The sequence below is a fragment of the Streptomyces amritsarensis genome, from assembly GCF_001953875.1.
Taxonomy (GTDB): Bacteria; Actinomycetota; Actinomycetes; order Streptomycetales; family Streptomycetaceae; genus Streptomyces; species Streptomyces amritsarensis.
This window is the reverse complement of record NZ_MQUR01000042.1, coordinates 1-19,930: the sequence shown is the minus strand read 5'-3', so window position 1 is coordinate 19,930 and position 19,930 is coordinate 1. Positions and strand designations below refer to the sequence as shown.

Genomic DNA, 19,930 nt, shown 5'->3' with positions numbered 1-19,930 from the left:
GTGCAAAACCTCGCCCGCGCGGTGCTCGTGCTGTTCGGTCTGCTGGTCCTCGCCGTCGCCTGCATCGCCGTCTCCATCGAAGGCAGCGAACCTTCCGTACCCCTGACGGAAGAGGACGTCATCGGGACCTGGCAGGGCGACCGGGGAGCCCGGCTCGAAGTGACGGCCGACGGCCGGGCCCGTCTCTCGGACGCTTCCGGCTGGAGGTGCTTCAAGGACGGGCAGGCGGGCGTGTTCACCGGCGAGGGCAGCTGGATCATGGCCCAGCACTCCGACGAGGGCCCCGGGATCCTGGTCAAGTTCACCGTCGACGGAGCGCCCGCGACGCAGTGCAGCGACCATTTCGCGATCCACCGCGCCGACACGCGAGACGGTGGTGATGTGTGGGCCAGGTGGCTCGGAACCGGCAGCAAGGAGCCGTACCGGCGTACCCCTACAGGGTGATCCGCTCCTCGCCCGCGTAGATGTTCATGTCCGGGCCCCGCAGGAAGCCGACCAGGGTCATGCCCGACTCCAGCGCCAGGTCCACCGCCAGCGAGGACGGCGCGGAGACCGCCGCCAGCACCGGAATGCCCGCCATCACGGCCTTCTGTGCGAGCTCGAAGGACGCCCGGCCCGACACCAGCAGGACCGTGCCCCCCAGCGGGAGCCGTCCCGCCTGGAGCGCCCGGCCGACGATCTTGTCCACGGCGTTGTGCCGGCCCACGTCCTCGCGCAGGTCCAGCAGTTCGCCCTCGGCCGTGAACAGCCCCGCCGCGTGCAGGCCGCCCGTACGGTCGAAGACCTTCTGGGCCGCCCGCAGCCGGTCCGGGAGCCCGGTCAGGACCTCCGCGGGCACCCGTACCGGATCGGCGGCGACACCGGGGAAGCGGCTCGCCGTCCGGACCGCCTCCAGACTGGCCTTCCCGCACAGACCGCAGGACGAGGTGGTGTAGACGTTCCGCTCCAGCGTGATGTCCGGGACCGGGACCCCGGCGGCCAGCTGGACGTTGACCACGTTGTAGGTGTTGGAGCCGTCCGCCGTCGCCCCCTCGCAGTACGTGACCGCCTGCACGTCCGAGGCGCCGGCGAGCACCCCCTCGCTCACCAGGAAGCCCACCGCCAGGGCGAAGTCGTCACCCGGCGTCCGCATCGTGATCGCCAGCGGCCTGCCGTTCAGCCGTATCTCCAGCGGCTCCTCGGCCACCAGTGTGTCCGGGCGGACACCCGCCGCGCCGTTCCGGATCCGGACGACGCGACGGCGCTCGGTGACCCGTCCCATGGTGATCAGCCCACCCCTTCTGTTTCTCGCCGATGCCCGACGTACTCATTCTCGCGGTTCCGCATCCGACCTGGTCCCGGGCAGGGAGCTCCTCGGGAAGCTCCAAAATCCGGGGCCGGAATCCTGTCGGGTCACACGCACACGTACCCACCAGTAGCAGGCAAAGCTGGGTGATCCTGACTTGCCTACGAGGGGGGACCCCGCCCATGACCGGTTCACGCGTGGTGGCGCTAGGGCACTACCAGCCCGCGAAAGTGCTCACCAACGAGGACCTCGCGGCCATGGTCGACACCACCGACGAGTGGATCCGCTCCCGTGTCGGCATCCGCACCCGCCACATGGCCGGTCCGGACGAGCCGGTCGACGAGCTGGCCTACCACGCGGCCGGAAAGGCGCTCGCCGGAGCGGGCCTGACCCCCGACGACATCGACCTCGTCCTGGTCGCCACCTCCACCGCGATCGACCGTTCGCCCAACATGGCCGCGCGCGTCGCCGCCAAGCTGGGCATGGGCGCCAGCCCCGCCGTCATGGACATCAACGTCGTCTGCTCGGGCTTCACCCACGCCCTCGCCACGGCCGACCACGCCATCCGGGCCGGCTCCGCCACCCGCGCGCTGGTCATCGGCGCCGACAAGATGACGGAGATCACCGACTGGGCCGACCGCACCACCTGCGTGCTCACCGGCGACGGCGCGGGCGCGGCCGTCGTCGAGGCCTGCGAGGAGCCGGGCATCGGCCCGGTCCTGTGGGGCTCCGTCCCGCAGATGGGCAACGCGGTCCGCATCGAGGGCTCGCCGCCGGTCTTCGCCCAGGAGGGCCAGTCCGTCTACCGCTGGACCACCAGCCAGCTCCCGCCGCTCGCCCGCAAGGTGTGCGAGAAGGCCGGCGTCGCCCCCGAGGAGCTGGCCGCGGTCGTCCTCCACCAGGCGAACCTGCGCATCATCGAACCGCTCGCCGCAAAGATCGGCGCGGTCAACGCCGTCGTCGCCCGCGACGTCGTCGACTCCGGCAACACCTCGGCGGCCAGCATCCCCATGGCCCTGTCGAAGCTGGTCCAGCGCGGCGAGATCCCCACCGGCGCCCCCGTCCTCCTCTTCGGCTTCGGCGGCAACCTCTCCTACGCCGGTCAGGTCATCAGCTGCCCGTGACGGCTTCCGCGGCCGTTCCCCGCGTCTGCGCGGCGGGGGAGCGGCCGCCCTCGGCGACCACCGCGCCGACCAGGACGACCGCCAGGGCCACCAGCTGGCCGGCTCCCGTCCAGCCGGTCCCGACCGGCACCGTGGCGAGCGCGAGCACCAGCGCCGTCGCCCGGTAACGGGCCGGCCCGAGGCCCAGCACCGCACGGAAGACCAGGTTCCCCGCCAGGTAGAGCGCGACCCCGCCGGCCAGGGCGAGCGCCGGGCCGGTGTGCAGGTGCTCCCCGAGGTGCCCGATCGTCTTCTTCACCCCGGCCGCGAAGACGGCGATGCCGAGCAGCACGGGCAGGAAGGCGTAGTAGTACGCGACCATCGCCAGCTTGAAACGCCGGTCCGGCGGCGTCTGCGCGAAGACCTCCTCGGCCCGGCCCTCGTCGCGCACGAAGTACATCCACCACATTGCGGACGCGATCGTGAGCGCCAGGAAGGCGCCGCCCGCGATGCCGGCGGACAGGGGCAGCGACCCCACCCCGATGCCGATCGCGATCACGGACTCGCCGAAGACGATGATCAGCAGCAGGCCGTGCCGCTCCACCAGGTGCGCCGCGTTCATCCCGCCGAGCCGGTCGCCGACCGTCTCCTCGACTGCCTCCGGCTCCGCCGCGGCCCCGCCCGCCGCGACCCGCTGCACCACCATCGGCGTCACGAACTGGAGCAGCAGCGCCAGCAGCCACAGCCCCCAGGCCGGCAGCCCGTCGAAGAACCCGGCGGCCGTCACCGCCAGCGCGCACAACACGTTGGGCAGCGCGAACCACAGCACCCCGCGGCCGTGCGCCTGCGTGAACAGCGCACCGTGCACCAGCACGACCAGCAGGTAGCCCAGGCCGAAGGCCACACCGCCCGCCCCGAAGGCGGTGGGCACGGCCAGCGCGCACACCATGAACGCACCCATGGCCAGCATGAGCAGCACGCGCCGCACGGTCCGGTCCGGCGGCACCTGATTGGTCAGGTGCGCGTAGCCCCCGTACATCCAGAACAGCACGGTGAAGATCAGCACCACCTGCCCCGCTCCCCGCGGGGTCAGGTCGTCCGCCAACAGCACCGTCAACTGCGTGATGGTGAAGACGAAGACGAGGTCGAAGAACAGCTCCAGCGTGCTGACGCGGTGCTCGGTTTCCATGCGCGGCTCCCCCCGGATGTGTGCGCAGCCATCCGACCGCCCGGCGCCGCCCGCTGTCCACCCCGTTGTCCACATCCGGAAGCCGAGGACGGCCGCCCGCCCCGGGCCGCCCGTATCCGAGACGTTCCGTCCCGCCACCCCCTCCGAGGCATGCCCGCAGGTCAGACCGGCGAGGCGGACCGCCGCCGCCCGGATAAGTGGTCGGAGACCCGCCGATCCTTTGCTATTGTTGTCCATGTCGCCGCGGGAAACCGGGGCCGACCACCGGTCCGGGTGGCGGAATGGCAGACGCGCTAGCTTGAGGTGCTAGTGCCCTTTATCGGGCGTGGGGGTTCAAGTCCCCCCTCGGACACAAGCAAGAGCCCCACACATCGTGTGGGGCTCTTCTGTTTCTCCGCCCGGAGGCCTGGCCCCGGCGCCTGCCGGGTCGGTCACGTGCCCAGGACCACCAGACCCGTCGGGCGGGTCAGAGCACCCGGGGTCACCGACGTGAAGGTGTGGGGGAGGGACAGGCGGGGGGCCGCGCCGTCCGGGGCGGCTTCGAAGAGGTAGGCCTCGGCGGTCGTGGTGTCGCTGACCAGGTGCGGGCCCTGCGCCGCCGCGGCGGCCTCGGCGAGCGGGGTGCGGAACAGCAGCCGGAGGTGGCGCAGGGTCTCCGGGGTGAGCGGGGCCCGCACCGGCCCGGTCTCGGGCCGGCCGGGCGCGGCGGCGGGTTCGACGGCGGGCGGGGCCGCGGCGTCCGGGGGGATCGCGCCGGTCAGGAGCAGCGCGAGCAGGACCGGTACGGCCTTGCGGCGCAGCGCCTCCGTGGCCGGGCGCAGCCGGTGGGCGTGGGCCGCGGGCAGCGACAGCGCGAGGCTCCCCGCGGCTCCCGCCGCGGCGATGGGAACGGCCGAGCAGACGACCCCCGGGGAGTATTCGAGCAGGTCGAAGACCGGAGCGCCCGGAGCGACCGCGTCGAGCGCCGTGAACAGGGCCCGGCTGTCGGTGATGGTCTGCGGGGTGAGCCGGGCGGGCCGGTGGCGGGCCACGTGGTCGGCGCGGCCGTCGTGGTCGAGCTGCGTCAGCAGGCACTTGCCGACCGCGCTGGCGTGCGCGGCGTCCCGGAAGTCGACCCACTCCCGTACCGGAGGGGTCGCCGGCCCGGCCGCCATCTGCGTGATGTGGACCTCGCCGCCCGCGTACCGGCTGAGGTACACCGCGGCTCCCGCGCTGTCCCGGGCCAGCGCCAGGGTGCGCTGGAGCTGCCCGGCCAGGCCGTGGCCGCCGGGGGCGGCGAGCCGGTCCAGGGCCGGGCCGCGACCGTACACCCCCGCCCCCGGCCGGTACGCGTACTCCTCCTCGCACAGCATCGCCAGCAGCGGACGCAGCTCCGCCTCCGCGAGGCCGGACTCCCGTGCGAGCTGGTCGGCCCGCACCCCCAGCGGATGCCGCTCCAGAACGCGTACGACGGCCAGCGCGCGGCGGGCCTCCGCCAGTGCCTCGCCCGTCCCGCCCTGCACGACGGTCCTGCGGGCCGCGGCCGCCAGCGCGGGGTGCCGCAGCGGCCCGGCGGCCGGCCGGGCGGCCGCGGCACCCCGCGCCGGCGCGACGAGTGGGACGGGCGCGATGGGCGGGACGGGTGGCGGGAGGAACGCGCTCAGTGCACCCGACAGTCCGGGCCTGGGCAACGGCACCGGCCCCAGGTCGGGATCGTCGATCTGGTCGACGTAGCGCAGGACGGCGGCCTGCGCACACAGCCGGATCTCCCGCAGGTCCCGCCGGCCGCTCGGCCGGAATCCGCGGCGGCCCAGCTCCCGCGCCCAGTGCCGGGCGTCGTGGTGTTCGCCGCGCCGGGAGTGGTCGAGGAAGAGGCAGTAGGCGGCCGCGGCGGCCCGTGCGCTGCCGGAGGCCGCGGCGAACTGCCACCAGAACCGGGCGCCTTCGCGCATCCCGGCCAGGTGCAGGAGACAGCCGAACACGACGGCGCCGGCCAGATCGGTGCGTACACCGGCGAAGGAGTCCAGGTGCGCCGCCGCGTCAGGGGCGCACACGCAGTCCAGGCAGATCGCCTTCAGGTCGCGCCGGGCCCGCTCGGCGTCGAGCGGGCGGTCCCGGACCGGGTCGCTCCAGCCGTGCGCCGTCCGGCGCCGGGCCCGGTGCGGGACGTGCAGGTGCGGTGTCGCGCGCAGCAGCCGGGCCTCCGCCGCGCCGAGGTCGTAGTGGCGGTAGCGGTCGCGGACGCCCGCCCGGGCGAGGAACTCGGCCAGTGAGCGGGGCGCCGGGTCGCCGTCCGGCCGCTCCAGCCGGTCGAGGCGCCTCATGAGCCGGCTGGTTCGGCTGGTTCGGCCGGTTCCGCCGGATCGGCGGACGTGTCGAGCAGCCGGGCGAGGCGCCGGTGGGCCTGGCCGAGATAGGAGCGGACCGTGGCCTCGTCGACGCCCATCACGGAGGCGGCCTCACCGGGGGTGCACTGGAGCCCGTACCGCAGGAGCACGGCGTCGCGCTGGCGCTCGGCGAGGCGGGAGACGGCGGAATAGAAGCGGATGGTGTCGGTCAGCACCTCGTACTGGTCGGTGTGCGCATCCTTGAGGGCCGCCTCGAAGGCGCTGATGTCCATCGGCTCGGGCTCCTGCTCCCAGGGGTGGAGCCGGTGCTGCCGGTCGACGAGGCAGTGCTTGAGCACGGTCCACGCGTAGGCGTCCAGCCGGTCCATGTGGAGCATCCGCAGCCAGTCGCCCATGATCGAGTCGAAGGTGGCGTCCACCGCGGCCTCGGCCGCCGCGTCCGAGCCCAGCTGCAGGTACGCGAAGCGCATGTACGTGGGGCGCCGGTTGGCGTGGAAGGCCCAGTACGACAGGCGTGCCGCCGGGTCCCACTGGCTCATGGGAGTCGGCCGCCGACGCCGGCTCGGCAGTCCCACGGCCCCACCGGACTCCTCCGGTCCGACATCGCTCACCGCTCCACCTCATCCCCTGGTGCGCAGAACAGGAAAGCAGCGCGGGCGCACTCGGGGGGCGCGGAGAAGAAACCTGGGAAGCATTGCGTCGCAGATGATCGAATCGTGATCGGTGTCGATCGCGCGAGGCTCCAGCCAGCACGTATGCATATGCCGACTGCCGGTGCCGCCGTATCACCGGTCGGTCCTCCGGTTCGGCACGCCACCGGCCCGCTGTACCATGGGCCCGATCGCGAGGGCCGTGACGCAAGAGGTCACTGTCCTCGCTTTTGCTTTACGTCCACCCGAAAAACGCGGCGCGTGGCGTTTCGGCGGTTCGATACGATGACCGCACTCACAGTCCGTGACGTCACCTTGCACCGCACATAGGAAATGGAGCATCCGAGGATGGCTCGACACCTGATCACCAGCGCGCTTCCCTACATCAACGGGATCAAGCACCTGGGCAACATGGTCGGGTCGATGCTTCCGGCGGATGTGTACTCCCGGTACCTCCGCCAGCGCGGCCACGACGTCCTCTACATCTGCGCCACCGACGAGCACGGCACCCCCGCCGAGCTCGCCGCCAAGGAGAACGGCGTCCCCGTCGCCGAGTTCTGCGCGCAGGCCCACGACGCCCAGAAGGCGGTCTACGACGGCTTCGAGCTGTCCTTCGACTACTTCGGCCGCAGCTCCTCGCCGCAGAATGCCGAGATCACCCAGCACTTCGCGCGCAAGCTCCAGGAAAACGGCTTCATCGAGGAGCGCGCGATCCGGCAGGTCTACTCGCCGGCCGACGGCCGCTTCCTGCCGGACCGCTACGTCGAGGGCACCTGCCCGCACTGCGGCTACGACAAGGCCCGCGGCGACCAGTGCGAGAACTGCACCCGCGTCCTGGACCCCACGGACCTGATCGAGCCGCGCTCGGCCATCTCCGGCTCCACCGACCTCGAGGTCCGCGAGACCAAGCACCTCTTCCTGCTGCAGTCCAAGCTCCAGCACGAGGTGGAGGCCTGGGTCGCCGAGCACGAGGAGGAGTGGCCGCAGCTGGCCTCCTCCATCGCCCGCAAGTGGCTGACCGAGGGCCTGCACGACCGCGCCATCACCCGCGACCTCGACTGGGGCGTCCCGGTCCCGGCCGACACCTGGCCCGACCTGGCGGCCGAGGGCAAGGTCTTCTACGTCTGGTTCGACGCCCCGATCGAGTACATCGCCTCCACCAAGGAGTGGGCGGACGCCGACCCGGCGAACCGCGACTACAAGGCCTGGTGGTACGAGGCCGACGACGTCCGCTACACCCAGTTCATGGCCAAGGACAACGTCCCGTTCCACACGGTCATGTTCCCCGCCACCGAGCTGGGCACCCGCGAGCCGTGGAAGAAGGTCGACTACGTCAAGGCCTTCAACTGGCTGACGTACTACGGCGGCAAGTTCTCCACCTCGCAGAAGCGCGGCGTCTTCACCGACCAGGCGCTGGAGATCCTCCCGGCCGACTTCTGGCGCTACTTCCTGATCGCCAACGCCCCCGAGTCCGACGACTCGTCCTTCACGTGGGAGCACTTCGCCGCCACGGTCAACAAGGACCTCGGCGGAACCCTCGGCAACTTCGTCAACCGCGTCCTGACCTTCTCCCGCAAGAAGTTCGGCGACGAGGTCCCGGCCGGCAGCCCCGCGGGCGAGGCCGAGGCGAAGCTCGGCGAGCAGATCGCCGAGCTGCTGGCCGAGTACGAGGGCCACATGGAGACCCTCCAGTACCGCAAGGCCGCCGCCGCGCTGCGCGCCCTGTGGTCCGCCGGCAACGCCTACCTCGACGAGAAGGCCCCCTGGCTGGAGGTCAAGACCGACCTCGACGCCGCGGCGCTCACCCTGCGCACCGCGATGAACCTCATCCACCTCTACTCGGTGGTCTCCGAGCCGTTCATCCCCGCCTCGGCACGCGCCATGCGCTCGGCGTTCGCCCTCGCCGACGACACCGCGACCTGGGTGGCCCCGGAGCAGGCCAAGGCCCTGGACTCGGTCCCGGCCGGCACCCCGTTCACCGTTCCGCCGGTGCTCTTCGCCCGGGTCACCGAGGAGGACCTCGAGTCCTACCGCGAGCGTTTCGGCGGCACCGAGGCGGGCTGACACCCCCCGACCGCACGACCGGAGGGGCGCGACCGCGGGTCGCGCCCCTCCGGCGTACCCGCGCGGGCACGCCGGAGGGGCCCAGCCCCCGGCGCGGGCCTGCCCGGCTCGATGTCGCGGTGCAGCCCCCGGCCGCGCGTGCCGTCCGCAGCCGCCCGGCCGCCTATGCCGTCCGCACAGCGCCGAGCAGCGCGAACGGGGATCTCGGCGGCCTCGGCGGGGTCCACCGGCCCGGTCCCGGCGAGCCGCTCGGCCGGCGAGCCGCCCCCGACCAACTCCACGACGCCGCACGGGCGTTCGCCGTCCTCGATGACCTCCGCACCGCGATGAGGTGCGGGTGCCCGCCCTGCGCGGCCGTGCGCGCCTCTTGCAGTGTGCGCTGACGCCGGAGCCGGGCCCCGTCCGGGGACAGCGCCGGGTCGAGCACCGTCTCCCTGACGGCGACGCGGCGGCCCGGCAGCCGGTGCGTGGCGCGCCGCACGACGCCCGAGCCGCCGCGCCCGAGCTCGGCGTCCAGTCGACAACGCCCGGCGATCAGAAGGCGTTCCACCCTCGGCCGGGCATGGCGTGATCATGTCGGAACGCCACCCGGCCCGTGCGCCCGATTCCGTACCGTTTCGATCTTCCCCGGCCCGCCGCGTGTCGAAGCCGGGACGTGATCGTTTCTTCAGACGTAACCCTCATGTCTGCTGCGGAATCGAAAGGACGCGCGGTGACCGCTTGGCAGTACCTCGCCGGGGCGGGACTGGTGGCGGCGCTCTGCCCGCTCCACGGCCATGTGGCGGTCGCGGGCGACGGCGGCCACGGCCGGGGGGCGCGCGTCGACCTGTGCGTGCCCGCCGGCCATCCCAAGCGGCCCGTCGTGCGGCCTTCCGGCCGGCCGTCGGTGCGGGTGGCCGTGCCGGGCGCCGACGCCGGGCTGACGGTGCGCCACCCCGGATGGACCCGCGGGCCCGGACGGCCCGCTGCGCCGCTGCCCGGGCCGGCGGAGCCGTCGGCGCCGGCCGTTCCGGCGGAGCCTTCCGCGCGGGCGGAGGCGGTGGCCGCGCCTGCGGAGCCGCCGCCGCCCGCGCCGGGGCCCGGGGAGGCCGCCGGGCCGGCCCTGGCCGAAGCGTCCGCCCCGCCCCGGCCCAGGGCCGCCGCCGCGCAGGTGAGCGCCTTCCACGTGCGTCCGTACCGTTCGGTCGCCTTGCAGCGGCGCGGCCCCGGCGGGATGTCCACCGTCATGCTCATGGTCGTCGTCACCACCCCGGCCGTACTCGCCGCCGCCGCCCTGCGCCCGCGCTCCAAGGGCCGCGGCTGACCGCCGCGCCCGCGCCCACGTCCGCGCGCGTCCGTCCGCCGCCGCCGTCCGCCGTTCCGCTGTACGCCGTTCCGCTGTCCGCCCACCGATCCACACCGGGAGAATCCACGTGTCCGAATGGCTGGTCCTGGCCATTGCCATGGCGCTCGTCTGCGCCCTCGTCCTCGCCATGACGGCGATCCGGCACCGCCGGGCCGCCGCCGACGAGGACACCAGCGAAACCCCCGACGTCATCGAGTACATGACGATGATGGTGGGCGTGGTCTACGCGATCGTGCTCGGCCTGGCCATCGCGGGCGTATGGGAGGCGCGCGGCGCCGCCGAGGACAGCGTGCGCCGCGAGGCCCAGGCGCTGTACGAGGTCACCCAGCGCGCGGATGTCTATCCGGCCGCGGTCCGCGACCGGATCCGGGGCGAGGTGGACGCGTACGTCTCCCACACCGTGGCCGTGGACTGGCCGCGGCTGACCTCCGGCGAGGGCGCGTCGGCCGAGGGCGGCGAGCTGCTCGGCAAGCTCCGCACCTCCGTCACCCACCAGAGCCCGGCCACGGAGCTCCAGGCGCAGGCCTACCAGCCGCTGCTGGACCACATCGCGGCCGCCGACGAGGCCCGCCACTCGCGGACCCAGAGCTCGGAGTCGACGCTGCCGGGTGTGGTGTGGTTCGGACTGCTGGTCGGCGGGGTGGTCACGGTCGGGCTGATCTTCACGCTGCAGATCCGGCGCTCGGGGCGGGAGCTGCTGCTCGCCGGGCTCTTCAGCGCGCTGATCGTGTTCCTGCTGTTCATGGTGTGGAGCTTCGACGCGCCGTACGGGCGGGAGGGGATCGACTCCGCCGGCCCGTTCCAGGAGCTGTTCCCGAAGACGGCGGTGGCCGCGGCCCGCTGAGCGGGCAGTGGCAGCGGCAGTGGCAGTCGGCCGGCGCCCTGACGGGGCACCGGCCGGCTGCCGCGTACGGCCGGCCGTGCGGTCGCAGGGCCGTCCGGTCACAGGGCCGCGCGGCTCGGCGGCCGGACGCCGTGGGGCCGGACGGCCGTCGCGGTCAGACGGTCACCTGCCGCCGGACCGCCTGCACCACCGGCGAGCGCCGCAGGGCGTCGGATATCCGCAGCAGGTCGCGCGGCCCCTCGGAGGTGTCCGGCAGGGTCTCCTCGTCCTCGCCGATGGCCTGCCCGTCGGGGTCCGCGGAGCGGGCCCGTACGGCGGCCGCGACCATGGCGGCGTCGCCGACCGCGCGGGCAGTCTCCTCGTCGGCGCCCTCGGCGAGGGCGTTGTCGTAGGCGTCGTCGCGCAGGCCCTTGTCGAAGTAGGGGCCGAGGTGCAGGAACCCGTCGTGGATGTCGGACTCACGCTGGATCACGCGCAGTTCCGCCGCCGACCACCAGGCCATCTGCACGGAGGGCGTACCGGCGGGCGCGGAGATCTGCACCTCCTGCCACAGCGCGCCGAGACGGCGGTAGGTGGCCCAGGTCTGCCAGTGGTCCGACAGCCGCTGGCAGACGAGCGGGACCACGAAGCCCATCGCGCTGATCAGCGCTCCCAGCGAGGCGAGCGGCGGGGCCACGTAGGTGCTCAGGCCGTCGAGGTCGTTGCCGAGCCAGCGGGCGACCACGGCCGTCATCTTCGTGGCGTCGTAGCCGAGGTTGAAGAGGTAGCCGGCCACGATGATCATCAGCCCGACGCGCAGCCAGCCGCGCACCTGGAGCGACCAGCGCCAGCACAGGACCACCATCACCACCGCCGCCACGTGGTGGGCCAGCAGGTAGAGGGCGATCATGTGGCCGACGTACGGCGTGTTCGCGTAGAAGGTGTCGAAGTCCCGCAGGCGTTCCTCGGGGGTCTCACCGAGCGCGAACAGGACGACCAGGGCCACGATCACGATGCTGTAGCCGAGGATCCAGCGGCGCGAGACGCGCCTGGTCTGCTCGGGCGGCCCGCCCCGCCAGTTGACCATCAGGACCAGGCAGGAGGCGCTGAAGGCGGTGATCAGGCAGTAGACCAGCGGCGCGGAGAAGTTGGCGATGCCGGTCCAGCGGTTGACCGCGGCGATGGTCGGCGGAGCGGCGAAGGCGAACACGGCCCCCGCCAGGGCCAGCAGGGCGACCACCGAACGCAGGAGCGGGTCGCGCCAGTTGTGCCGCAGGGCCGGCAGCTTGAAGGCGAGTGAGACCGCCATCGCTGCTGCCGGTATGTAGTAGTCCTCACCGGTCAACGGTCGTTCCTCAGTCCCCGGTAGCCCAGTGACGCCTCGATGCGGCCGGCGAGGTCGTTGCGCTGGACGGGCGTCCGGTGGCCCGCCGATCCGGCCAGCCAGTTCCTGCAGCGGCTGCCCAGCAGTAAGCCGAAGGTCTCGGCCTCGGTCTCCTCCTGGACGTCGGCGCGCGTGCGCGCGGCGACACGGCGGACCGTCTCGCCGATGTCGGCCTCGTCGGACAGCAGCCGCGCGGCGACGGCGGCGCCGTCGACGTGGTGGCTGCAGTGGCCGGCCTTCATGTGCCACAGCTCGTGGCCCAGGATGACCAGTTGGTGGTCGGGGGCGGTGCGTTCCTCGATGACCACGAGATCGCGGTCCGCCATGTCGAGCCACAGGCCGCTGGCCGTCCGGGGCGGGAACGACGCCATCCGGAAGTCGACCCGGCGGCCGCGGTGTCTGCTCATGCCCTCACAGAGGGCAGCGTAGAGGTCCACGGGCTCCACGGGGGCGGTCAGCCGGATGCCGGCCACCAGCTCCCCGCACAACCGCCGCTGCTCTCTGCCTATGCTCACCGTTCTCCCCGTCGGCGCGGATCCGGATCAGGACTCAAGGATCAGACCCAGACTTTCGACTGGGTCAGGATTCGTTCGGTTTTACGCTTTCGAGGAGCATGTCCAGCCATTCGGTCACCTTGTCCCGGTGCTTGTCGCTGGGCAATTGGGCGGCGCGCCAGGCGATGCCCCGTACACCGTGGTTCTGCAGGAGTCTTGCCAGCGGATCGCCCGCCGATGCGGCCGAGGCCGGTACGGTTTCCCGCGCGCGTCCCGCGTAGTCCTGGAGGAGCTGTTGCTCGGTCCGCTGGAGCGCGTCGGTGAGGGCGTCGGCGTCGTGGGCCGTGAGGAACCCGGCGTGCACCCCGAAGAAGCGCTGGATCGCGTCGCAATGCTCCATCGTGGGGCGGCGGTCGCCGTTGATCAGGGCTCCCGCCTGCTGCCTCGACATGCCGGCGCCGTCGGCGATCTCCTGCTGCGTGTACCGGCGTCCGTTCGGCTTGACGCGGGTACGCCGCAGCAGGTCCAGACGCTGCAGGAAGCGGGCCTGGAGGTCGGGTTCGCCGGCCGGCCTGCCGTCGAGCAGGGTCTTGACCACATCCGTGGGCACGCCCGAAGCCTCCGAGAGGCGTCGCAGGTCGAAGACCTGGCTGAGGTCGCGGCCCATCTTGCCCGCGAGTTCGGCGACGCGGGTGATGGTCGCTGCCAGGGGTGCGTCGGCCACCGCGACGGGAGCCGGGAAGCCGTCTGTCACCAGTGGTTCTCCTAGATCGCGCGAAGTCGGTACGGCACATGGTCGGCTTCTGGAATCTAGCCGCTCTCGCCCGGAAGGGCTAGAACGTGCCACAGCTGTGGCGGGAATGAGCTGTCAAGAGGCTGGAATTGCCACAATAGTTGACACTCGAATGAAGTCGGTAGCAGGATCGCCACACGGAAATGAAGATCCAGACCGGAGGAGGGGGAGCTCTCAGTGCCACATCTCGCAGCGGTGGGCCCGTCCGATGGCCTCGCCCGAGCCGGTGAAGAACGCCTGGCGGGCGAGGAGTCCGCGCGCGGTGCCGTGCGGTCGGAGCGACGCAAGGAGATTTTGCGCCAGCGCCGCGAGGAGCTGGGGCTGAGCCAGGAGGACCTCGCCACCCGGCTCCGCATCAGCGTGCGCGCGTACGGAAACTGGGAACGCGGCCTGGTCAAGGAGTGGACGGACCGCAAGCTCCTCGCCCTGGCCGAAGCCCTGGAGATGAGCGAGCGCCAGTGCTTCTGGCTCTTCCGCGTCATGGTCGACCGCGACCCGCCGCCCACGTGGCGGGCCTCCGACGAGAACCGGCTCCCCGAGGACCCGGCGCAGCGCGACTACCTGTGCGACTACGCGGCCCTGATGGAAGCCTTGCCCTACCCGAGCTTCCTGGTGGACCACCGGTGGGACGTCGCCCTCACCAATTCGGCCTTCGACCAGCTCTTCCAGTCCGTACGGCCGCACCCGACGGCCCTGCCGGACGACAACTTCCTGCGCTTCGTGCTGTTCCACCCGGACGCCGCGGCCGTGCTGGAGGACCACGAACCGGGCTGGTGCGTGCCGCTGCTCGCGCAGTTCGCGACGGCGCTCGCGCAGGCCCCCGAGGACGAGGGGCTGTGCAGCATCCGCCAGGAGGTGGCCCGCGACCCGTTCATGGAGGCGGCCTACCGGTACGGCGTCCCCCACTGGCTGAGCAAGCGGGGGCCGGAGGCCGCCGAGCAGGACGGGGCGGTGCGCACCGTGCGCCACCCCGACCCGCGATGGGGCCTCGTGCGCTGCCGGATGGTGGCCGAGACCAGCCGCATGCTCGACGAGATGGGGCTCACCCGGATCACCCTGATCCTGTCCGGCCCGCAGGGCGTGCCGACGGGTCCGCCCCGGGGCCTCACGGCCATTCCCCTCCAGCCGGGAGCCCGGCTGCGCGCCGTGCCGTCGCTGGGAGAGTGACCGACCGGGGCAGACTGGTGCGGCGGACGCCCGCCGGAGGTGCTGTGCCGTCGAGGCGTGTCATCGATCGTGGCATCGGGATCGGCGCCGGGATCGGCATCGGGATCGGGATCGGCGTCGGCACCGGGCGGGCATCCGTCCGGGCGGGCATCCGGACCGGCATCTGCACTGGCGAAGGGCGGTAGGGGCGTGCGGCTGACGATCCTCGGCGGAGGCGGCTTCCGGGTACCGCTCGTGTACGGAGCACTGCTCGGGGACCACGCCGAGGGGCGGGTGTCCCACGTGACGCTCTACGACGAGGACCCCGCGCGGCTCGCCGCCATGACCCGCGTCCTCCAGGACCTCGCCGCGGCCGCCGCGGTGCCCGACGCCCCGGCCGTCACGGCCACCCGGGACCTCGACGAGGCCCTGCGCGGGGCCGACTTCGTCTTCTCCGCCATCCGCGTCGGCGGCCTCGAAGGGCGCGCCGCGGACGAGCGCGTCGCCCTGGCCGAAGGCGTCCTGGGCCAGGAGACGGTGGGCGCGGGCGGGATCGCGTACGGACTGCGGACCGTCCCCGTGGCCCGCGGCATCGCCCGCAGGATCGCCCGTGCGGCCCCCGAGGCCTGGGTCATCAACTTCACCAACCCGGCCGGCCTGGTCACCGAGGCCATGGCCGAGGAACTCGGCGACCGCGTGATCGGCATCTGCGACTCGCCCGTGGGCCTCGGCCGGCGCATCGCCCGGCTGCTGGGCGCCCGGCCGCAGGACGCCTGGATCGACTACGTGGGCCTCAACCACCTGGGGTGGGTCCGCGGCCTGCGCATCGGCGGGCGCGACGAGCTGCCACGGCTGCTGGCCGACACCGAGGCGCTGGAGTCCTTCGAGGAGGGCCGCCTCTTCGGCGCCGAGTGGCTGCGCTCCCTCGGCGCCATCCCCAACGAGTACCTGCACTACTACTACTTCAACCGTGACACCGTACGGGCGTACCAGGAGGCCGGACAGACCCGCGGGGCCTTCCTGCGCGACCAGCAGCGCGGCTTCTACGCCGAGGCCGGACGGCCCGGGCTGCCGGCCGGGGCGGCCCTGGCCGCCTGGGACCGGACCCGCGCCGAGCGCGAGGCCACGTACATGGCCGAGAACCGCGAGGCAGCCGGCGCCGGCGAGCGCGACGAGAGCGACCTGGAGTCAGGCGGCTACGAGAAGGTCGCCCTCGCGCTGATGCGGGCCATCGCCCGGGACGAGCGGGCCACGCTGATCCTGAACGTCCGCAACGGCTCGACGCTGTCCGTCCTGGACGCCGCAGCGGTCATCGAGGTGCCCTGCCTGGTGGACGCCAACGGCGCCCACCCCATGGGCGTCGAGCAGCTGCCGCTGCACGCGGTGGGGCTGGTGACCTCCGTCAAGGCCGTGGAGCGGGAGATCCTCGCGGCGGCCGCGAGCGGTGCGCGGGCCGACGCCGTGAAGGCCTTCGCGCTCCACCCGCTGGTCGACTCCGTGGCCGTGGCCCGGCGGCTGCTGGACGGCTACGCGACAGCCCATCCGGGCCTGGCCCACCTGCGCTGACCGGTCTGTCCCGGCCCCGGGCCGGGCCGCGCGCGGGGCCGTCCGGGGGTCCCTCCGACGGCCCAGCGCCGCATGCGGCGCGGCGGGCGTGCTGTGAGAGTGCGAGATGTGACCACTGCCCCCGCCGCGGCCGCCGCGCCCCCCGTGCTCGACCGGCGGCGGCGCAACGTCGTCTTCGGCACGATCATGCTGGGTGTACTGCTGGCGGCCCTCGACCAGACGATCGTCGGAACCGCCCTGCCCACGATCGTGGGGGACCTGGGCGGCGGGGACCACATGTCGTGGGTGGTGACTTCCTACCTGCTCGCCGAGACCGTGGCGACGGTCCTGGTGGGCAAGTTCGGCGACCTCTTCGGCCGAAAACTGATCTTCCAGATCTCCGCCGTCGTCTTCATCAGCGGCTCCTTCCTGTGCGGCCTGTCCGCCAACATGACGTTCCTGATCGTGTGGCGCGGCGTCCAGGGCGTCGGTGCCGGCGGCCTGATGGTCACCGCGATGGCGCTGATCGCCGACGTCGTGCCCCTGCGCGAACGCGGCAAGTACCAGGGCGCGATCGGCGCGGTCTTCGGCGTCGCCACCGTGATCGGGCCGCTGCTCGGAGGCTTCTTCACCGACCAGCTGACCTGGCGGTGGTGCTTCTACGTCAACGTCCCGATCGCCATCCTGGTGGTCATCGCGGCCGCCAGGACGATCCCTGCGGTACGCGCCTCGGGCAAGCCGGTCATCGACTACCTCGGCATCGCCCTGGTGGCGGTCGGATCGAGCGCCCTGATCCTGGCCACCAGCTGGGGCGGCAACGAGTACGCCTGGACCTCACCCGTGATCATCGGCCTGTTCGCGGGCGGCGCGGTCGCGCTGGCGCTGTTCTGCCTGGCCGAGACGCGCGCCGTGGAGCCGATGATCCCGATGCGGCTCTTCCGCAATCCGGTCTTCGCCGTGTGCTCCGTGCTGAGCTTCGTCGTCGGGTTCGCGATGCTCGGCGCGCTGACGTTCCTGCCGACGTACCTGCAGTACGTCGACGGGGACTCGGCCACGATCTCGGGCGTGCGGACCCTGCCCATGGTCTTCGGTCTGCTGCTCGCCTCCGTCTTCAGCGGCAACGTCGTCAGCAAGACCGGCCGGTACCGGATCTTCCCGATCGTCGGCAACGCGGTCATGGGCATCGGCCTGTACCTGCTGTCGAGGATGGAGCCCGGCACCGACAGCCTGCTGGAATCGCTCTACATGTTCGTGCTCGGCGTCGGCATCGGCCTGTCCATGCAGGTGCTGACGATCGCCGTGCAGAACACCGTCGACTACGCGGACCTCGGCACGGCCACCTCGGGTGTCACCTTCTTCCGTACGCTCGGCAGCGCCTTCGGGACGGCGGTCTTCGGAACGATCTACGCCAACCACCTGGGGCCGTCGCTGGAGGAGGCGGTCGCGGAAGCGGCACGCGCCACCGGGGAGGACCCGGCGGAGCTGGCCAGGGCCGCCTCGACCCCGCAGGGCGTGCACGAGCTCGATCCGGCCGCCGCCACACCGGTCGTCGACGCCTACGCAGACGCCCTCCAGACGGTGTTCCTGTGGACCGTGCCGGTGGCGGCGTTCGGGTTCGTCGTGGCGCTCTTCCTCAAGCAGGTCAAGCTGCGCGACACCGCGCGCGCCGGGTCCACGGACATGGGCGACGGCTTCGGCTCGCCGGCCACGGCCTCGGGCGACTCGGCCAAGCTGCTGGAGCTGGCGGTCGGCAAACTCGTGCGGAACATGGGGGCGGACACGGCGCGGGGGATCGTCGAATCCTCCGACACCCGGCTGGACATCGCGGGCGCCTGGACGGTGATGCAGGTGGAACTGATGACCAGGACGATCGGCCACTCCAGCATCGGCCTGGTCGCCGGACGGCGTTCGCTGCCGCCGGAGGTACTGCTGCCGGTGTTCGACCGGATGGTGGAGGAGGGCTTCCTCACCCGCGACGGCACCTTCTTCAGCCTCACGCCCGCCGGGCAGCGGGAGGCCGACGTCATCTCGGCGGCGTGGGGCAAGTGGCTGGGCGACCAGCTGGAGAAGGACCGCGGCCGGCCGCGCAGCGCCGAACTGAGGGTCGCGGCGGACGCGATCGCGAAGCGGCTGCTGGCCGAGGACCTCGGCGAGGGGAGCTTCGCGCCGAAGGTGGTCGTGCGGCACTAAGGACTGTCCCGCTGTCGTCGTGCGCCCGCCGGGGATCACGGGACAGCCCTTGGGATGCGGACAGGCCCCGCGGAGGTCTTGTCGATCATGTCGGCCGGTGTGGAACTCCGGGTGGTCTCCGGTCGTCCTTCCCTACGAGAAGCACGAAGACCTGGGGGCGACGCACATGGGGAACACGATCACGCTGGCCGAGGAGATCATGCTCCTGTCCCTGGACGACGAGTCCGGGGCGGTGCGGCAGCGGCAGTCGGTGGCACCGGCCCTGGCCGGAGCGATCCTGCTCGAACTGGTCCTGGCGGAACGGGTGTCGATCTCCGGGAAGCACATGGAGCTCAGGAGCACCGAGCCGACCGGGGAGCCGCTGCTCGACGGCCGCATCCGGCTGATCGAGACCTGGATGCGCGGCCTCGGCCGGCGGCGGCTGGCCGACTGGCTGACGAAGGACCACATGAAGGCGACCGGCCCCGTGCTGGAACGGCTCGGCGAGCGCGGGCTGGTGGCGGAGCAGGTGGACAAGGTGCTGGGGGTGTTCCCCCGGCGGCGCTACCCCGAGGTCGACGGCACCGTCGAGCGCGCCCTGCGGCAACGGCTGGACGCGGCCGTCCTCGGGGACGCCCCGCCCGACGATCGGACGGCGGGTCTCATCGCCCTGCTCCACGGAGCGAAACTGCACCGGCTGGCCTTCCCGGGCCACAGCCCGGCCGCGGTGAAGCCGAGGATGGCGCAGATAGCCGCCGGCCAGTGGGCTGCCGACGGCGTCCAAGCGGCCATCCGCGACATGCAGGCCGCCATGCTGGTGGTGATGGCGGCCACGGCCGCCGCGGTCAGCTGAGCCGCGCCCGCCCGCCGGGGGGGGCCGGTCCGGGCCGCGGACCACGGTGACACGGCTGCCCGGCGGCAGCGCATCCGCAGCTCGCCCGGTCCGGGCGCGGGGCGGGTCAGTAGCCGCCGGGGAGGGCCGGGCCCGCGTAGACCTGGTTGAGGATGGTCGGCAGCATGCTGTTGGCCGTCGTCCTGCCGTCGGGTGACACGGTCAGGTTCGTCCAGACGACGAGCGTGACGTCGTTGTCCGGGTCATGGCCGATGAAGGAGTTGAAGCCCGGCAGTTCGCCGCCGTGGTAGTACATCGCAGCCTTCGGGCCGAAGCGCTGGTAGGCGATGCCGTACCCGTACTTCTGCCCCTGCGGCGCGTCCGGGTCCTCGGCCTGCGGGCTGTCCAGCCACTGCTTCTGGAAGGTGGGGTTCAGCACCTTTCCCGCCGTCAGGGACCGGATCCAGATGGCCAGTTCCTCGGCGGTGGAGACGGCGCCGCCCGCGGCGTGGGCGTAGGACGGGTTCTGGTGGGTGTAGTCCAGCGGCTTCAGCTTCCCCGACTCGGCCGCCTTGCGCACGTCGTCGGGATACGGCTTGTCGGTCAGCGCGTACGCCGTACCGCCGTACATGTAGCCGTGCGCGTAGGGGGCGGGGAGGGTGGTGTCGTGGATGCCGGGCAGGAACGTGCCGTGCAGGGCCAGCGGGCCGATCAGCCGCTCCTGGAACTGCCGTTCCAGCGGCTGCCCGCCGGCCTTCTCCGCCACGAGCCCCAGCAGCGC

General features: G+C 72.6%; 16 protein-coding genes, 1 tRNA gene and 1 pseudogene. 10 read left to right on the top strand and 8 right to left on the bottom strand.

Going from position 1 to position 19,930, the window contains the following annotated elements; genetic code table 11:
* Positions 1 to 444, top strand: coding sequence for a hypothetical protein (locus AVW11_RS18725; RefSeq protein WP_076044823.1), 444 nt, complete (start codon positions 1 to 3; stop codon positions 442 to 444).
* Here AVW11_RS18725 and fdhD read toward each other — a convergent pair.
* Positions 434 to 1,261, bottom strand: coding sequence for a formate dehydrogenase accessory sulfurtransferase FdhD (gene fdhD, locus AVW11_RS18720; protein WP_076044821.1), 828 nt, complete (start codon positions 1,259 to 1,261; stop codon positions 434 to 436). The two genes, AVW11_RS18725 and fdhD, sit on opposite strands and share 11 nt — an antisense overlap.
* 206 nt (positions 1,262 to 1,467) lie before the next feature.
* Here fdhD and AVW11_RS18715 point away from each other — a divergent pair, with 206 nt between their 5' ends.
* A complete protein-coding gene (locus AVW11_RS18715) occupies positions 1,468 to 2,409 on the top strand; it encodes a beta-ketoacyl-ACP synthase III (RefSeq protein WP_076044819.1) in 942 nt (313 codons plus the stop codon).
* Here AVW11_RS18715 and AVW11_RS18710 read toward each other — a convergent pair.
* Complete coding sequence (locus AVW11_RS18710; protein ID WP_060177754.1) at positions 2,396 to 3,577, bottom strand: low temperature requirement protein A; 1,182 nt, start codon at positions 3,575 to 3,577, stop codon at positions 2,396 to 2,398. The genes AVW11_RS18715 and AVW11_RS18710 overlap by 14 nt on opposite strands.
* Positions 3,578 to 3,844: 267 nt before the next feature.
* Between AVW11_RS18710 and AVW11_RS18705 the strand changes: the two genes are divergently transcribed.
* Positions 3,845 to 3,929: transfer RNA gene (locus AVW11_RS18705), tRNA-Leu, on the top strand.
* A gap of 406 nt (positions 3,930 to 4,335) precedes the next feature.
* Here the strand turns inward: AVW11_RS18705 and AVW11_RS38470 are convergent.
* A pseudogene (locus tag AVW11_RS38470) lies at positions 4,336 to 5,079 on the bottom strand (IclR family transcriptional regulator domain-containing protein); the annotation flags it as partial.
* Positions 5,080 to 5,876: 797 nt separating this feature from the next.
* Positions 5,877 to 6,515 carry a sigma factor-like helix-turn-helix DNA-binding protein gene (locus AVW11_RS18695; protein ID WP_225884980.1) on the bottom strand — a complete coding sequence of 213 codons (639 nt, stop codon included), beginning with the start codon at positions 6,513 to 6,515 and terminating at the stop codon, positions 5,877 to 5,879.
* Between the two features lie 387 nt (positions 6,516 to 6,902).
* Between AVW11_RS18695 and metG the strand changes: the two genes are divergently transcribed.
* From metG to AVW11_RS18675, 3 genes are all read left to right on the top strand, one after another.
* Complete coding sequence (metG, locus tag AVW11_RS18690) at positions 6,903 to 8,618, top strand: methionine--tRNA ligase (protein WP_076044815.1); 1,716 nt, start codon at positions 6,903 to 6,905, stop codon at positions 8,616 to 8,618.
* Between the two features lie 712 nt (positions 8,619 to 9,330).
* Entirely contained in the window at positions 9,331 to 9,921 is a 591-nt protein-coding gene (locus AVW11_RS38465; protein WP_076044811.1) for a hypothetical protein, read from the top strand.
* A 109-nt stretch (positions 9,922 to 10,030) separates the two neighbouring features.
* Positions 10,031 to 10,807, top strand: a complete 777-nt coding sequence (locus tag AVW11_RS18675) for a bestrophin-like domain (protein WP_030847147.1) — start codon at positions 10,031 to 10,033, stop codon at positions 10,805 to 10,807.
* A 154-nt stretch (positions 10,808 to 10,961) separates the two neighbouring features.
* Here the strand turns inward: AVW11_RS18675 and AVW11_RS18670 are convergent, their stop codons facing one another.
* The 3 genes from AVW11_RS18670 to AVW11_RS18660 form a co-directional block, all read right to left on the bottom strand.
* Complete coding sequence (locus tag AVW11_RS18670) at positions 10,962 to 12,131, bottom strand: MAB_1171c family putative transporter (protein ID WP_030847149.1); 1,170 nt, start codon at positions 12,129 to 12,131, stop codon at positions 10,962 to 10,964.
* Positions 12,128 to 12,685 carry a hypothetical protein gene (locus AVW11_RS18665; protein WP_030847150.1) on the bottom strand — a complete coding sequence of 186 codons (558 nt, stop codon included), beginning with the start codon at positions 12,683 to 12,685 and terminating at the stop codon, positions 12,128 to 12,130. Before AVW11_RS18665 ends, AVW11_RS18670 begins: the two co-directional genes overlap by 4 nt.
* Before the next feature lie 64 nt (positions 12,686 to 12,749).
* Positions 12,750 to 13,418: a helix-turn-helix domain-containing protein gene (locus AVW11_RS18660; RefSeq protein WP_030847152.1), complete on the bottom strand. Its 669-nt coding sequence runs from the start codon at positions 13,416 to 13,418 to the stop codon at positions 12,750 to 12,752.
* Between the two features lie 216 nt (positions 13,419 to 13,634).
* Between AVW11_RS18660 and AVW11_RS18655 the strand changes: the two genes are divergently transcribed.
* The 4 genes from AVW11_RS18655 (at position 13,635) to AVW11_RS18640 (ending at position 19,170) form a co-directional block, all read left to right on the top strand.
* Positions 13,635 to 14,624 carry a helix-turn-helix domain-containing protein gene (locus AVW11_RS18655; RefSeq protein ID WP_225884981.1) on the top strand — a complete coding sequence of 330 codons (990 nt, stop codon included), beginning with the start codon at positions 13,635 to 13,637 and terminating at the stop codon, positions 14,622 to 14,624.
* A 189-nt stretch (positions 14,625 to 14,813) separates the two neighbouring features.
* Positions 14,814 to 16,169 carry a 6-phospho-beta-glucosidase gene (locus AVW11_RS18650; protein WP_060177757.1) on the top strand — a complete coding sequence of 452 codons (1,356 nt, stop codon included), beginning with the start codon at positions 14,814 to 14,816 and terminating at the stop codon, positions 16,167 to 16,169.
* A 72-nt stretch (positions 16,170 to 16,241) separates the two neighbouring features.
* On the top strand, positions 16,242 to 18,338 hold the full coding sequence (locus AVW11_RS18645) for an MDR family MFS transporter (protein WP_076044809.1): 2,097 nt from the start codon (positions 16,242 to 16,244) through the stop codon (positions 18,336 to 18,338).
* Positions 18,339 to 18,504: 166 nt separating this feature from the next.
* On the top strand, positions 18,505 to 19,170 hold the full coding sequence (locus tag AVW11_RS18640) for a GOLPH3/VPS74 family protein (protein ID WP_076044849.1): 666 nt from the start codon (positions 18,505 to 18,507) through the stop codon (positions 19,168 to 19,170).
* A gap of 106 nt (positions 19,171 to 19,276) precedes the next feature.
* On the opposite strand, the gene AVW11_RS18635 is transcribed toward AVW11_RS18640, so the two are convergent.
* A partial coding sequence (locus AVW11_RS18635; RefSeq protein ID WP_143568865.1) for a serine hydrolase domain-containing protein occupies positions 19,277 to 19,930 on the bottom strand: 654 nt, incomplete at its 5' end.